Genomic DNA, 12919 nt, shown 5'->3' on the forward strand with positions numbered 1-12919 from the left:
GGTGTAGGGGATGGAATTAGTTTTTTGGATGGTTATCTTCATTGTACTGGGCCAAATTGTTTGTACAAAGATGGATTTAAAAGACTTAAAAAAACGTTTAGATACTTATAAGGAAATGCTGGATATGCAAAACGAAAAGATTGATGACTTATGGAGATATATTAATAAGCGTTAATTAGTAGAAAATATTTAAAAAGAAGGACCCACATTGAGGGGGTGGGTCCTTTTAATGAAGCCAAGCATATATACTAAGCATATAGAGATTAACTATATATTACCAAAAACAGATTGAGATTTCTATGTGTTAATTGTTGAGAAATATTTTTTAAAAGTTTCATTTTTTAGAAAATCAACAAAATAAAACGAGCACTTGTGCCAGAGTGCCCGTTTTATAAGATGACATCATTTATTATGTTATGTTTGTGAGTCATGAACAATTAAATGAGTCGAAAAGTAAGGTTCGAAATAGTTTATGTACCTGTTAATAAATAGGTGCTTGTACTAAAAAGAAGTGAAAAAATACAAGGGAGGATTATTTGAGTTCAGGCTTATCGCCCATGTATAGTATGTGCTATGCATGAAAGGATATTCAGATTTGCAAAAAATAAAAAGAGCACCTTCGAACAGTGCTCTTTCCCGGAAGTGTATATTGCATGGACTTGCAAGAGGTTTTTAAGGAATAAAATGAATAAGCTCGCTCCTGAAAGGAAGAAGCCATACAATAACATATGAAAACGTCGTCGCAGGAGTGACAATGAAAGTATTTAAAACGCAACAAAATGATTTTCTTAAGTGGTATTTGAATGTTTTTTTGTAATTTCATAGCGAAAAATATTTTATCAGAATTGGTAGGATGCACAAATTTACTGTCGAATTGATACATGAACTAGAAGGAGGGAGACAGTATATGCTATATCATTTGATAAAATTAGGGGAAGCATTAGAATCTGAAGTAAAGCAATCTGAGGGTAGATTATATTTTGATTCAGTTAATTTTGGAGTTTGGGTGTCAAAAAGTATTTTGTATATCGAAAAGTATCATAAAGATTCTTTTATAGTAAATCAAATGAAGCAAAGTTATAAAGAAATAGATTATACAAATAATTATACATTTTACAAATTGATGTTAAGTACATTGAAAGTAATACAAGAAGAGGAAAATGAAGAAAAAGAGGAGGCTAAAGCATAATTTATAATCAATTGAAGGGAAAATCATAAGGTTATCATATAAGTTTTGAGTAGAAGAATGGAATAAAGTCCGGCTAGAAAACTAGAGGACACCAATTCATTAAAGCAGCAATTCAAGCTGTTTTAGGAATCGGTGTCCTTTTTATTTTGAGAAGGGAGATGGGGAGATGAAGGTGTTGAGAGATCAATTAAGTGAATGGAAAAGCAATCAAACAAAAAAGAAAACTAAGAAAAAAACGAAAAGAGAAGTTAAGCACTCGTAAAATTGAGGATTTAATGGAGGGGCATAGACCTTGTTATGAACGAAGATATGGAGCAATAAGAGAAAAGTAATTTAAAAATAAAAAGGAGTGGTCTGGAATGACTAAGCAATTATCTTTCTTACCAAAAATTGATAGAGCAGCAACACAAGAGAAATTAGAGGGCATTCTTGAAAGTGTACGTATATATAAGCAATTTGGAATGATGCGTAAGGAAATGAAAGTCACTCCTTCTTATGAAAAGAGAGAGCATGGTCCTACACATGCAGTTGGCAAACCGTTAGAAGATGTAGCAATCTCTAATATCCAACAAAGCAAACGTGAGGAATGGTTAGAGAAAACGGCATTTCGAGTTGAACAAGCATTAAGTCGATTCGGAAACAGTACAGCTGGAAAAAATCAGAGGGACATTATAGTGAAACGATATTTAGAAGACGAAGATGTATGCGATTATATGGTGTATAACGAAATTGGCATGAGTGAACGTACGTATCGACGTGTGAAAGCTAGAGCGTTTTATAAATTGGCCTTTGCTCTTAGATTAGAAGTATATGAAACTGAAGAAACTGGAGGGAATGAATCATGAATTTTGTCCAGCCCATACGTGATCCAGAGCAAATACAACAAATCAAAGAATACTTAAAAGAAAAGAATGCACGTAACTATATTTTGTTTGTAATGGGAATCAATACAGGGTTACGCATAAGCGACATTCTAAAACTGAAGGTAGGAGATGTACAAGGAAGTCACATCTCAATGCGTGAAATCAAGACAGGGAAGCAAAAACGTATTCAAATTACACCATCTTTAAAAAGAGAGCTGAAATGGTTCAACGAAGGAAGAGAAGTCGAAGAATATTTATTAAAGAGTAGGAAAGGGAAAAATCGTCCTATTGGCCGTAGTATGGCATATAAAATATTAAAAAGTACAGCTGCGGAGTTTGGATTGGATGAAATCGGTACACATACACTCAGAAAGACCTATGGGTATCATATGTATATGCAGACGAAGAATATAGCTTTGTTAATGGAGATATTTAACCATTCAAGCGAAAAAGTAACATTACGGTATATAGGAGTAAACCAAGATGCAATGGATAAAGCAATGAGCAGATTTAAAATCTAATCATTGCTTTTTCTTTTTATATTTCTACTAATTACCCATAAATTTCGTACTGTGTAATTGAGAAAAGGAAGTCTTATCAAAACAGTGATAACAAGGGATGTAGCGTTTTGGTGAATGACACACAATTAAACATATGGGTAATTCATTTGCTGGAATCATAGTATGAAATAATGAATACAAATAAATGTAGAACATAAGGGGAGGAAATCTAATTCATGTTAAATGAAGAATTATTAGAAGCGCTAATTAAATATCGAAAGTTTAACGGGAAAAATCCTGATATCTTACAAGTAAATCCAAGGTATTTTAGAAGCCTTCTAGAAGAATTGAATTATCCAGAGTGGCTTATTAAAAAGAAAGAAGCAGAAACAGGAACGAAAAAAAGTTTATTAGGAGTGGCAGTTGAGCTAACAGATACAGTAGAAAAATTTAAACTATGAAAAAAGTTGGCAGAGTCGTGACCGCTTTTTGGCAGGAAATGTGCCGGTTGTTTTGGAATTATCGTGTTATATTTGTATTGTGAGAAGTGGCGGAAAACACAACTCATAAAATTTCTTTATAATATATGTTGTTTAAACGGTTTCATAATGACGGCACATAAAATCCGAAACCAGCAGATGGTCTTGATTGAGTGGTACTGTTGGTAAGAAAGAGCATCCATTTGAGATGCTCTTTTTTGTATTAAGAAGCAAACCAAACAACTAGCAGTATGAGAAAAATGAAAAGAAATAACAACCAGCTTGCAATCTTCATAAAGCACTTCCTTTAGAAATGGTATGTGTTAAAAGTGCAATTAATTTAATATAAATGTTAAAAATAAGTATACAGTATTAGGGCAGTCATTTTATGAGGTAAGGGTGGTAATTAGGATGAGTGGCTATTCTAAACTTATTTTATCCAATGGGAATGAATATATTGTGCCAATTCACCCGAGTATTTTAATTGAGAAGGAACTTACAAATAAGAATGGGGAGATTTATAATAAGTTTATTCTTGTTCCACAAATAGATACAGAAACAGGGAGTAAGATGCAATTTAATTTAAATCCTCAGCATATAGTAACAATTGAAGAATTTAGCATAAGAAGACAAAAGACCGTTCCTTCCGTATTTAGAGTGGAAACAAATAATGAAAGATTGAAGGGAAAGCATCCATAGCGGTTGCTTTTTTTATTTCGGAGGAGGATGAAGGATGGAATCTATAACAAAAATAATTGCTAATTTAGAAAGAAGTGTTAACGGTTTACAAAGAGATAATGATGGTATGAAACAAGCATTACTTAATGTTTCAACGAGTGTAGAAGCATTGAATAGAAAAGTCAATATGTTAGAAGAAACGTTAGCAACGAAAGCAGATATAATTCATGTTCAACGATTAATCAAACAATCTGGGGAGGATTCACAAAATGGCTAATAACAAATTAATTATTGAAGTAACTGCGGATACAACTGAAGCATTAGAAGGGATTAAGGAAGTAACAGAAGCTGCTAATGAATGTGCATCTGCATTAGAGGATTTGGATAAGGTTATGGGTAGGTTTACAAATAAGAATGAACAAGAAGATATAAAGTTTGTCATGACTTTAGGTGAGAAAGTATTGGTTAAATCTATGATTGAACATACAGCTGATTCAATCCGAGTTCGGGTAATTAAAGGAGAAGAACTTAGGAGTGAGAAAAAATGAAACTAACTAAACAAGAACAAGCGGTTGCAATTGGTACATTCATTTCAATGCTAGGACAAGACCTTGTAAATGAACGCATTGATAAACAGAAATTAGAAAATGTACTTCCTATCTTTAATGAAATGCAAGATAATACAACACCAAAGCAAAAGAGAGAAGCAATGATTAGTTTGCTTGGTAAAGCGGTGGATGAATTCTTAGAAAAATAGCTATAAAAAAAGAAAAGCAACTCGCTTGGGGGGCGAATTACTTTTCCAAATGGCAATGTTAACTCTATTATAACAATTTGTATTTATTTGTAAATATATAATCGGAATATTCTTTTAAATGAGGTGAGGATAGATGCAAGTCTACTGTTCTAACTGTAATAAAGATTATGATATGCAACCACAAGTAGCACAGCTTTCTAATCGCATTGAGAAGTGTTACTTCACATGTCCTCATTGCGAACATGAGCATGTCGCTGCATATGTGAACGATAAGATTCGTAAGCATCAAGCGGATATAACTAAGTGTCATGAACGGATTAATAAAAAGAATCTAGCCATCGAGGATGAAATGAAACGATTGAGGAAGAGGATGGAAGGTGCCAAGTAAACCATTCAAGCCGTGCAAGTCATTAGGTTGCAATGAACTAACACGGGATAAGTATTGTGCTAAACATACCGAAAAAGAAAAAGAAACTGTAAGATATTACGACAAACATATTCGAAACAAAAGCTCACGTTCATTCTACAACTCAAGACTGTGGAAGGATATGCGTGAGCTTATTTATCGTAGAGATCATGGCCTATGTGTTCAATGTAGAAGCAAGGACATCATTAAGATAGGTGATGTAGTCGATCATATCATTCCTATTCGTGTTGATTGGTCGCAACGATTAGAACCGACTAATTTACAGACGCTTTGCCATGCTTGTCATAACAAGAAAACAAAAGAAGATGAGAAGAAAAACAAAAAATAATTCGAAAGAAAAAATTCATAAACACCCCCCACCATGAAAAAGCAAAAGGCGACTTCCTGGAGACCGCCGCCTAGCTTTCCGTGCAAAAAGTTCGTTTTATTCCATAAAAGGGGGTTCAGCCGAGGGAGGTGGCTCACATAGGAAGGAAAGCGAAGCCGATTCATTTGCATTTATTAGAAGGTAATACAAATCGATTGACAAAGGATGAAATCGAACAGCGATTAAAAGCTGAAAAACAGTTACAAGCAAAAAAAGACAAGGTAAAGCCACCAACGTGGTTAGATTCAGTTGCAAAGAAAGAGTTTAGGAGAATTGCTGGTGAATTATTGGAGCTAGACGTAATCACGAACATAGATGTGAATGCATTGGCAACGTATTGTGATGCTTATTCTGACTATGTTGAATGCACCAAAATTATCCGACAAGAAGGACTTCTTGTTGAATATACCAATAAGGCAGCTGAAACAAATAAAGTTCCACATCCACTACTTACAAAGAAAAAACAATTGCATGAACAAATGAAGGCTTTGGCTGTTGAGTTTGGTCTTACACCAAGTGCAAGAGCGAAAATTGTCATTCCAAATAGTAAACAAGGTCCGAAAACAAACGTAGAGAAGGAGTTTGACGTATAACATGATCAGACAATGGATGTTGGACTACTGTGATGATGTATTACATGGTGAAGTTGTTGCTTGTCAGAAGCATAAACAAGCTTGTAAACGATTTTTAAGAGATATTGAGCGTGAAGGTTCTGAAGACTTTCCATATGTTTTTAAAGAAGAAAAAGCGCTTCGTTTCTTAAAGTGGATGTCTCTTTTTAAACATACAAAAGGAAAGTTAGCAGGTCAGAGAATTGAACCACATTCGATACAAATTTTTGTGTTTAGCAATATTTATGGGTGGGTTCATCGTAATACGGGATTACGTCGATTTAAAAAGGCGTATTGGCAAGTCGGACGTAAAAATGCTAAATCCCAATCGTTAGCGTGCGTGGGTTCATATGAAGCGATGGCCTTTGGTGAAAATATGTCGGAAGTATATGTTGGTGCCACAAAAACAGAGCAAAGTAAAATTGTTTGGAACGAAATTAAAGCGCAAATGAATGGGTGCGAAGACCTAAAAGAAAAATTCAATATTGCGTATGGGAAAATCGAACATCTCAAAACAGATTCTTTTATTTCCGCGCTCTCAAAAGATGCGGGGAAATCTGGTGATGGACTGAATGTTCAGTGCGGGATTATCGATGAGTATCATGCCCACCCTACTTCTGAAATTTATGATGTTCTGGTTTCAGGTTCGGGCGCTCGTCCGAATCCACTCATGATGATTATAACGACAGCTGGTTTCAATTTGAGTCATCCTTGCTATCGTGTGGAGTATCAATATGTTTCTAAGATTTTGGACCCTAATATTGATATTGAAAACGAAGAATACTTTGTCATGATTAATGAGTTAGATAAAGATGATGAGATTACGAATCCAGAAGTGTGGGAGAAAGCAAACCCAATCCTATGTAGTTATGAAGAAGGACGTACTTTCTTAAAGGGAGAACTTCAATCAGCCCTTGATGTACCTGAGAAAATGCGTAATTATCTCACGAAAAACATGAATAGATGGGTAGATATGAAAGAAAATGGCTACATGGATATGCAAAAATGGAAAGATTGCAAAGAAACGGTGGAATTATCAGAATTAAAAGGGTTGGAATGCACAGTAGGTGTCGATTTATCAGCAAAAATTGACTTAACAAGTATTTCATTTGAATTTAAAAAGGATGATAAGTATATCGTAATTAGTCATAGCTTTATGCCCGAAGATACGTTAGCTGAAAAGAGAAAAACGGATAAAGTTCCTTATGATCTGTGGGTACAACAAAAATGGATCACAACAACACCTGGTGCAGTAGTTGATTACGAATATATTAAAACGCATATTAGAAATATGGAAAAAGACCATAAATTTAAGATTAAAGAAATATGTGCTGATCCTTGGAACGCAACACAATTTATGCAAGACATGGAGACAGAAGGGTATACCATGATAGAAATACGCCAAGGGATGGCAACTTTATCAGGCCCTACAAAGGATTTTCGTGAACAAGTGTATCAAAAGAATGTCATCCATAATAACAACCCTGTGCTGAACTGGGCAACTAGTAATGCTATAACAAAACAGGATGCTAACGAAAATATCATGTTGGACAAGTCGAAAACTACAGAAAGAATTGATCCGATAGCGGCTGTTATTAACTCGCATGTTCGATGCATGCTCAATTCTGGTGAGATGGACTTAAATTCCTATATATTAAGTCAAGATTTCTCATTTTAGGAGGAATTACATGCGATTCTTGTTGTTTTTTATAAGTATTTTAGAAGATATTCTATTGATTTCGGGGTTGTCCATTATTGTAGGGACGACTTTTTTTGTTAACCCGATTTATGGATGGTATCTGTTAGGGATTATTCTCACAATGTTGGGGGTGGTGATGATAAGAAGATAGAAAGGAGGTGAAACTTTTGATTTTTCGGCAGTTATTTAGAAATCAGGATACGACAGATTTAAAAAATCCTTCTCCTTGGTTTAAAAGTTTATTTGGATATCAAGCCGCAAGCGGTGAAAAGGTAACGGTTGAATCCTCTTTAGGTGTTCCGACGGTTTATCGATGTATTAATATCCTTGCAAATAGTGTTGCGATGCTTCCTTTTCAAACGTTTAAAAAGACAGCGAAGGGAAGGGAACGGGATAAGGCACATCAAGTATCGTTTGTTTTGGAAAGACGCCCGAATCCTTACCAAAGCCCATTTAAATTTAAACATTTAATCGAAACACATCGAAATACATGGGGAAATGCCTACATCAATATTCATTGGGGTGTAGATGGAAGGCCAAAAGAGTTGTGGGTATTAAATCCAGCTGTTACAACGCCCACGGTGGACTTAAAGACCAATAAACTATGGTATTTTACGAGCTTGCCAGACGGTACACCTATAAAAATACCTGATGAAGACATAATCCATCTTACTACACTATCTACTGATGGTTTAAGGGGGAAACCTCCTATTCAAATTGCAAGAGAGTCTATAGGTAGCTCACAGGCGGCCCAAAAGTTTAAAGGTAAATTCTTTACAAACGGTGCAGCGCATAGCGGGATATTAAAAACAGAACAACCTTTAAATAAAGAGGCTAAAAATAAACTTCGTGATGCCTGGGAAGAAGCAAATACAGGGTTAAATAATGCGCAAAGAATAGCTATTTTAGATGCTGGACTAGAGTTTGAAAAGGTTGGAATGCCTTTGAAAGATGCTCAATTTATCGAAGGTATGAAGTTTGATAAAGGTGAGATTGCAAATATTTTTAATATTCCTTTGCACATGATTAATGAGTTAGATCGTGCTACTTTCTCCAATATTGAGCAACAAGCGTTGGATTTTATTCAAAATACATTGAGTCCAATTCTTATTCAATATGAAGAAGAGTTTTCTTATAAATCATTTTCGTTTCATGAACAAAAACGATATTACTTAAAGTTTAATTTAACAAGCTTATTACGTGCTGATTCTAAATCACGAGCAGAATTCTACAAAATTATGTTAGATGCTGGTGCATTTTCAATTAATCAGGTGCTGGAACTGGAGGATATGGACGGGATTGGGGAATACGGTGATAAACACCGTGTTGACTTAAACCATGTATCTATTGAAATCGCAGACGAATATCAATTGACAAAAGCAAATGGAGGAGTTTTACAGAAGGGAGATGAGGACGATTAAAGACGTATTTACAATTAAAAATCAAACAGATTCTTCAGCTGATCTATTCATTTATGGTGACATCATAAACAATACCGGATGGAAATGGGACGATTCCGATGTGATGCCGGATGATGTGAAAAATATTTTAGGGCAGTTGGATGATAAAAGTAATTTAAATATCTATGTAAATAGTGGTGGTGGTTCTGTATTCGCTGGTTTAGCTATTTATAACATGTTGAAACGTAATAAAGCGCAAAAAACTGTTTATGTGGACGGTGTTGCAGCTTCTATCGCTTCCGTAATCGCCTTGGCTGGTGATCGTGTTGTTGTCCCTTCTAATGCTTTTTTAATGGTCCATAAACCATGGACTGTAAGTAGAGGGAATGCAAATGTACTTCGTAAAATGGCAGAGGACTTGGATAATCTTGAGGCTGGAATTATGAATGTATACAAAGAAAACTTGAAAGAAGGCATCGAAATGGAAGTAATTCAGCAATTAGTAGATGCTGAGACCTGGTTAAGTGGTGAAGAAGCTGAAAAATACTTCAATATTGAAGTTGTGGAAGCAAAAGAAGTCGCAGCTTGTAGTAGTGATTACTTTGATAAATATCAGAAAACACCTAGTAAAGTAGTAGCAAAAGCTCCTTCTATTCCAAAGAAAGACAATAATGAACAATTAAAAATTCAAAACGCACTAGACCTGTTAGAGCTATAGGTCTATTTTTTGTGCCAAAACAAGGAGGAAATACGGAATGGATAAACGTGAACAAGAGTTACGCCAAAAAGTTGCAGATTTGAAAGCGAAAGCGGAAGAGTTTAATAACAGCGGTAAATATGAAGATGCAAAAGCGAAAATTGAAGAAGCGAAAAACGCGAAAAATGAATTAGATAACTATCTAGCAATGATGCAAATTCAAGTTTCTGACCCTGTAAATTCACAAGCAAGGGTTTTGCCTCCATCATCAGTTAAAAATGAAGATTCATCGTATAAAGAAGTGTTTATGAAAGCTATACGTGGTCAAAATTTAAGTCATGAAGAAGCAAGCGTTATGCAGGAATACAAAGCAGCATTATCTGAGAATACAGGTAAAGACGGCGGTTATATTGTTCCAGAAGATATTACGACAACGATTAATCAATTAAAACAAACGGTTGATAACTTAGAGCAATATGTAAATGTGCAACCTGTTTCAACGAATAAGGGCGCTCGCACATTAGAAAAACGTGCAGCATCTACACCTTTCGCTCCATTATCTGAGTATGGAAACCCAAATGCAATGCAAGAAATTGCTTCGCCACAATTTGATCGTTTACCGTATGTTATTGAGGATTATGCAGGATTTCTACCTGTACCAAATGATTTATTAAATGATACGGATCAAGCGCTAGAAGCTTATTTACGTCAGTGGATTGCGAAGAAATCTATTGCAACTCGTAATTATTTAATTTTACAAGAAATCAACAAATTAACAAAAGTTGATTTAAAGGATTATAAAGGCATTAAAACAGCGTTAAATGTCACATTAGACCCAGCTTTCTCGGCTGTAGCAAACATTATTACAAACCAAGATGGATTCAATTATTTAGATCAATTAGAAGATAAAGATGGCCGTCCACTTCTTCAACCAGATCCAACAAATCCAACACGTAAGCTATTATCAGGAAAGCCCGTTATTGTTTTATCCAATAAGACAATTGCTACAGATAAAGATGGTAAAGCACCATTTATTGTTGGGGACCTAAAAGAAGCAGTTGTGTTATGGGATAGACAGCAGTTATCGCTTGATATGACAAAAGAGGGTGGAAGTGCTTGGAGAGGTAATACAACAGAATTCCGAGCAATTGAACGTGAAGACGTTACGTTATGGGATACAGAAGCGGTTGTATATGGCCAAATTACAGTTACAGCTAAAGCTTAATGATGTAGGAGGGGTTCTTCTTGGTACTAACATTAGAAGAAGCAAAAAAGTATCTTCGTGTGGATGGTGATGAAGAGGACAATCTCATTACATCTTTCGTAATAGCAGCTGAAATATATATTAAAAATGCTACAAGTAAAAATGTAGATTTGAAGAGCGAGCTTGCTAAATTAGCAGCTCGTATTTTAATTGCTCATTGGCATGAAAATCGTGAAGCAGTTGGAAAGGCTGAACAATTAGCATTTAGTTTGCAGTCGATATTAGTTCAGTTGCAATATTGTGGTGGTGATTCAAGTGAATCCAGGTAAATTAGATAAACGTCTTACATTTCAAGTGAAAGACGAGGAAGCAAAGAGCCCGGACGGTGATCCAATAGAAGGTTACAAGGATTCCTTTACTGTATGGGGCTCTTTTATTTTTTTAAAGGGAAGAAAATATTTTGAAGCAGCGGCAGCTAATAGCGAAATTCAAGGTGAAACAGAAATCCGATATCGTGCTGATGTGAATGCTGATATGAAGATTAAATATAAGAACGTAATTTATGACATTGTTTCAGTTATTCCAACTGAAAAACACACTTTATCAATCATGTGGAAGCGTGGTGGAATGAATGGCTGATGGTGTTGATTTTTTAGGTTTTGATCGCCTGATATCTGAATTAGAGCAAATGGGTTTACGTGGAGAAAAGATTGAGGATAAAGCCCTTGCAGCAGGTGGTGAGCCTATTCGAAAAGCTATTTCTGAAATAGCCCCAAGGAGTGATAGCCCTAAAAAAGCAACAAAAAGCGAACCGTGGCGAACAGGACAACATTTGGCTGATAATATACGGGTTACAAAAGCAAAAATGGAGGGCGGCATAAAAACAATCAAAATTGGTATAGATAAAGCGGATCGTTCCCCCTATTTCTATGGAAAGTTCTTAGAATGGGGAACTTCTAAAATGCCAGCAGAGCCATTTATAGAACCTGGATTTAATTCTTCAAAAGAAGCGGCAATTCGTGCTATGACAGACATCTTGAAGAATGAAATGAGGTTGAATGTATGATAAATTTACGACCTGAAATCGTGCAAGCTCTTGAAAATAATCAGGAGCTTGTTTTTTTATTGGGTGGAAAACGTGTTTATTATCGTAAAGCTAAAAATGCTGAAGAGTTTCCGCGTATTACGTTTTTTGAACTAGACAATAGACCAGATGGATTTTCGGATAATGAAGAAAGTGAAAGTGAAATCACATTTCAAATCGATATTTGGTCAAAAGGTAGTACAACAGCAATCCATCAAAAAGTAAATGAAATCATGAAAAGTATTGGTTTCTCACGTTATGCGGTTGCTGATTTATATGAAGATGATACACAAATTTTTCATTACGCGATGCGATTCGCAAAAGGAGTGGAGTTATAGATGGCCGGAGAAGTGATTAAAATTAGTTCAACTGTCGGTGTAGATAGCCTTGTTTATGCCAAGTTATTGAAAGATGATGCAACAGGTGTTGACTATAGTGCAGTGAAAGAAATGGAAGGCGCTGTAAAGATTAAAACTTCTAAAAAGGTAGCTTCGGAGATTATGTGGAGCGATAATAAAAAATCAGAAATTGCTGAGTCTGATGGGGAAGTAGAAGTAGAGATTGAACTTCGTAGTATTTCATTATCAACCAAAGCAGATATTGAAGGGTATCCAGAAGTGAAAGACGGTGTGTTAGATGAGAGACGCGAAGGTGAAAAGCCTTATTTAGCAATCGGATGGCGTTTCTTAAAGGCTAATGGAAAATATCGATATGTTTGGTTATTAAAAGGGAAGCTTTCACAAGAGGAAGAAGAAGGCGAAACGAAGAAGGATAAGCCTAACTTCCAAACAACCAAACTCAAAGGTTCATTTATTGAGCGTGATTTTGACGATAGGCCCAAATTTACGGCAGATGCTGATGAACCTACATTTACAAAAGCTGTGGGAGATAATTGGTTTAAAAAGGTGTATGAGAAGCCTGTAGTACAACCACCAGCAGGAAAGTAGGAGGGAGCAAAAGCTCT

General features: G+C 35.5%; 21 protein-coding genes. All 21 read left to right on the forward strand.

Annotated elements, in window-relative coordinates; genetic code table 11:
* The first annotated feature begins 10 nt into the window (after positions 1-10).
* The 21 genes from ASE54_RS36295 to ASE54_RS09585 all read left to right on the forward strand — a co-directional run bounded on the left by ASE54_RS36295 (position 11) and on the right by ASE54_RS09585 (position 12902).
* The gene (locus ASE54_RS36295; RefSeq protein ID WP_000424246.1) at positions 11-175 is read left to right on the forward strand and encodes a hypothetical protein; all 165 of its coding nucleotides are present in this window, start codon (positions 11-13) and stop codon (positions 173-175) included.
* A gap of 732 nt (positions 176-907) precedes the next feature.
* Complete coding sequence (locus ASE54_RS09490) at positions 908-1189, forward strand: hypothetical protein (RefSeq protein WP_000965619.1); 282 nt, start codon at positions 908-910, stop codon at positions 1187-1189.
* Between the two features lie 359 nt (positions 1190-1548).
* A complete protein-coding gene (locus ASE54_RS09495) occupies positions 1549-2034 on the forward strand; it encodes an ArpU family phage packaging/lysis transcriptional regulator (protein WP_000166145.1) in 486 nt (161 codons plus the stop codon).
* The gene (locus ASE54_RS09500; RefSeq protein WP_001012129.1) at positions 2031-2573 is read left to right on the forward strand and encodes a site-specific integrase; all 543 of its coding nucleotides are present in this window, start codon (positions 2031-2033) and stop codon (positions 2571-2573) included. The genes ASE54_RS09495 and ASE54_RS09500 overlap by 4 nt, the downstream gene beginning before the upstream one ends.
* Before the next feature lie 215 nt (positions 2574-2788).
* On the forward strand, positions 2789-3013 hold the full coding sequence (locus ASE54_RS09505; protein WP_000930963.1) for a hypothetical protein: 225 nt from the start codon (positions 2789-2791) through the stop codon (positions 3011-3013).
* 429 nt (positions 3014-3442) lie between these two features.
* A complete protein-coding gene (locus ASE54_RS09510) occupies positions 3443-3730 on the forward strand; it encodes a hypothetical protein (protein WP_000017441.1) in 288 nt (95 codons plus the stop codon).
* A gap of 34 nt (positions 3731-3764) precedes the next feature.
* Entirely contained in the window at positions 3765-3986 is a 222-nt protein-coding gene (locus tag ASE54_RS09515) for a hypothetical protein (RefSeq protein WP_000443967.1), read from the forward strand.
* A complete protein-coding gene (locus ASE54_RS09520; RefSeq protein ID WP_000002724.1) occupies positions 3979-4257 on the forward strand; it encodes a hypothetical protein in 279 nt (92 codons plus the stop codon). Before ASE54_RS09515 ends, ASE54_RS09520 begins: the two co-directional genes overlap by 8 nt.
* A complete protein-coding gene (locus tag ASE54_RS09525) occupies positions 4254-4466 on the forward strand; it encodes a hypothetical protein (RefSeq protein WP_000778970.1) in 213 nt (70 codons plus the stop codon). Before ASE54_RS09520 ends, ASE54_RS09525 begins: the two co-directional genes overlap by 4 nt.
* Before the next feature lie 133 nt (positions 4467-4599).
* Positions 4600-4854 (forward strand): hypothetical protein, encoded by a 255-nt coding sequence (locus tag ASE54_RS09530; protein WP_001198488.1) that lies wholly within the window; start codon positions 4600-4602, stop codon positions 4852-4854.
* Positions 4844-5221 carry an HNH endonuclease gene (locus ASE54_RS09535; RefSeq protein ID WP_001139462.1) on the forward strand — a complete coding sequence of 126 codons (378 nt, stop codon included), beginning with the start codon at positions 4844-4846 and terminating at the stop codon, positions 5219-5221. Before ASE54_RS09530 ends, ASE54_RS09535 begins: the two co-directional genes overlap by 11 nt.
* A gap of 128 nt (positions 5222-5349) precedes the next feature.
* The gene (locus tag ASE54_RS09540) at positions 5350-5853 is read left to right on the forward strand and encodes a phage terminase small subunit P27 family (RefSeq protein ID WP_000940125.1); all 504 of its coding nucleotides are present in this window, start codon (positions 5350-5352) and stop codon (positions 5851-5853) included.
* 1 nt (position 5854) lies between these two features.
* On the forward strand, positions 5855-7549 hold the full coding sequence (locus ASE54_RS09545) for a terminase TerL endonuclease subunit (protein WP_000621122.1): 1695 nt from the start codon (positions 5855-5857) through the stop codon (positions 7547-7549).
* Between the two features lie 188 nt (positions 7550-7737).
* Positions 7738-8991, forward strand: a complete 1254-nt coding sequence (locus ASE54_RS09550) for a phage portal protein (protein ID WP_000577485.1) — start codon at positions 7738-7740, stop codon at positions 8989-8991.
* Positions 8978-9688: a head maturation protease, ClpP-related gene (locus ASE54_RS09555; protein ID WP_001259161.1), complete on the forward strand. Its 711-nt coding sequence runs from the start codon at positions 8978-8980 to the stop codon at positions 9686-9688. The genes ASE54_RS09550 and ASE54_RS09555 overlap by 14 nt, the downstream gene beginning before the upstream one ends.
* Before the next feature lie 37 nt (positions 9689-9725).
* Positions 9726-10892, forward strand: coding sequence for a phage major capsid protein (locus ASE54_RS09560; protein ID WP_003263053.1), 1167 nt, complete (start codon positions 9726-9728; stop codon positions 10890-10892).
* Between the two features lie 20 nt (positions 10893-10912).
* A complete protein-coding gene (locus ASE54_RS09565; RefSeq protein WP_000244597.1) occupies positions 10913-11200 on the forward strand; it encodes a head-tail connector protein in 288 nt (95 codons plus the stop codon).
* The gene (locus ASE54_RS09570) at positions 11187-11510 is read left to right on the forward strand and encodes a phage head closure protein (protein ID WP_001068030.1); all 324 of its coding nucleotides are present in this window, start codon (positions 11187-11189) and stop codon (positions 11508-11510) included. The genes ASE54_RS09565 and ASE54_RS09570 overlap by 14 nt, the downstream gene beginning before the upstream one ends.
* Positions 11503-11937: an HK97-gp10 family putative phage morphogenesis protein gene (locus ASE54_RS09575; RefSeq protein ID WP_000763219.1), complete on the forward strand. Its 435-nt coding sequence runs from the start codon at positions 11503-11505 to the stop codon at positions 11935-11937. Before ASE54_RS09570 ends, ASE54_RS09575 begins: the two co-directional genes overlap by 8 nt.
* The gene (locus ASE54_RS09580) at positions 11934-12293 is read left to right on the forward strand and encodes a DUF3168 domain-containing protein (protein ID WP_000609192.1); all 360 of its coding nucleotides are present in this window, start codon (positions 11934-11936) and stop codon (positions 12291-12293) included. Before ASE54_RS09575 ends, ASE54_RS09580 begins: the two co-directional genes overlap by 4 nt.
* Entirely contained in the window at positions 12294-12902 is a 609-nt protein-coding gene (locus tag ASE54_RS09585) for a major tail protein (RefSeq protein WP_000896770.1), read from the forward strand.
* Positions 12903-12919 lie beyond the last annotated feature (17 nt).

Origin of the sequence: Bacillus sp. Root131 (assembly GCF_001429475.1) — a bacterium.
GTDB classification, from domain to species: Bacteria; Bacillota; Bacilli; order Bacillales; family Bacillaceae_G; genus Bacillus_A; species Bacillus_A thuringiensis_S.

Bases quoted from the DNA above. Each gene is read 5' to 3' on its own strand.
- ASE54_RS09520 (WP_000002724.1), top strand. From the start codon at position 3,979: ATGGCTAATAACAAATTAATTATTGAAGTAACTGCGGATACAACTGAA.
- ASE54_RS09555 (WP_001259161.1), top strand. From the start codon at position 8,978: ATGAGGACGATTAAAGACGTATTTACAATTAAAAATCAAACAGATTCT.
- ASE54_RS09510 (WP_000017441.1), top strand. From the start codon at position 3,443: ATGAGTGGCTATTCTAAACTTATTTTATCCAATGGGAATGAATATATT.
- ASE54_RS09585 (WP_000896770.1), top strand. From the start codon at position 12,294: ATGGCCGGAGAAGTGATTAAAATTAGTTCAACTGTCGGTGTAGATAGC.
- ASE54_RS36295 (WP_000424246.1), top strand. From the start codon at position 11: ATGGAATTAGTTTTTTGGATGGTTATCTTCATTGTACTGGGCCAAATT.
- ASE54_RS09525 (WP_000778970.1), top strand. From the start codon at position 4,254: ATGAAACTAACTAAACAAGAACAAGCGGTTGCAATTGGTACATTCATT.
- ASE54_RS09530 (WP_001198488.1), top strand. From the start codon at position 4,600: ATGCAAGTCTACTGTTCTAACTGTAATAAAGATTATGATATGCAACCA.
- ASE54_RS09500 (WP_001012129.1), top strand. From the start codon at position 2,031: ATGAATTTTGTCCAGCCCATACGTGATCCAGAGCAAATACAACAAATC.
- ASE54_RS09575 (WP_000763219.1), top strand. From the start codon at position 11,503: ATGGCTGATGGTGTTGATTTTTTAGGTTTTGATCGCCTGATATCTGAA.
- ASE54_RS09560 (WP_003263053.1), top strand. From the start codon at position 9,726: ATGGATAAACGTGAACAAGAGTTACGCCAAAAAGTTGCAGATTTGAAA.
- ASE54_RS09505 (WP_000930963.1), top strand. From the start codon at position 2,789: ATGTTAAATGAAGAATTATTAGAAGCGCTAATTAAATATCGAAAGTTT.
- ASE54_RS09545 (WP_000621122.1), top strand. From the start codon at position 5,855: ATGATCAGACAATGGATGTTGGACTACTGTGATGATGTATTACATGGT.
- ASE54_RS09495 (WP_000166145.1), top strand. From the start codon at position 1,549: ATGACTAAGCAATTATCTTTCTTACCAAAAATTGATAGAGCAGCAACA.
- ASE54_RS09490 (WP_000965619.1), top strand. From the start codon at position 908: ATGCTATATCATTTGATAAAATTAGGGGAAGCATTAGAATCTGAAGTA.
- ASE54_RS09515 (WP_000443967.1), top strand. From the start codon at position 3,765: ATGGAATCTATAACAAAAATAATTGCTAATTTAGAAAGAAGTGTTAAC.
- ASE54_RS09580 (WP_000609192.1), top strand. From the start codon at position 11,934: ATGATAAATTTACGACCTGAAATCGTGCAAGCTCTTGAAAATAATCAG.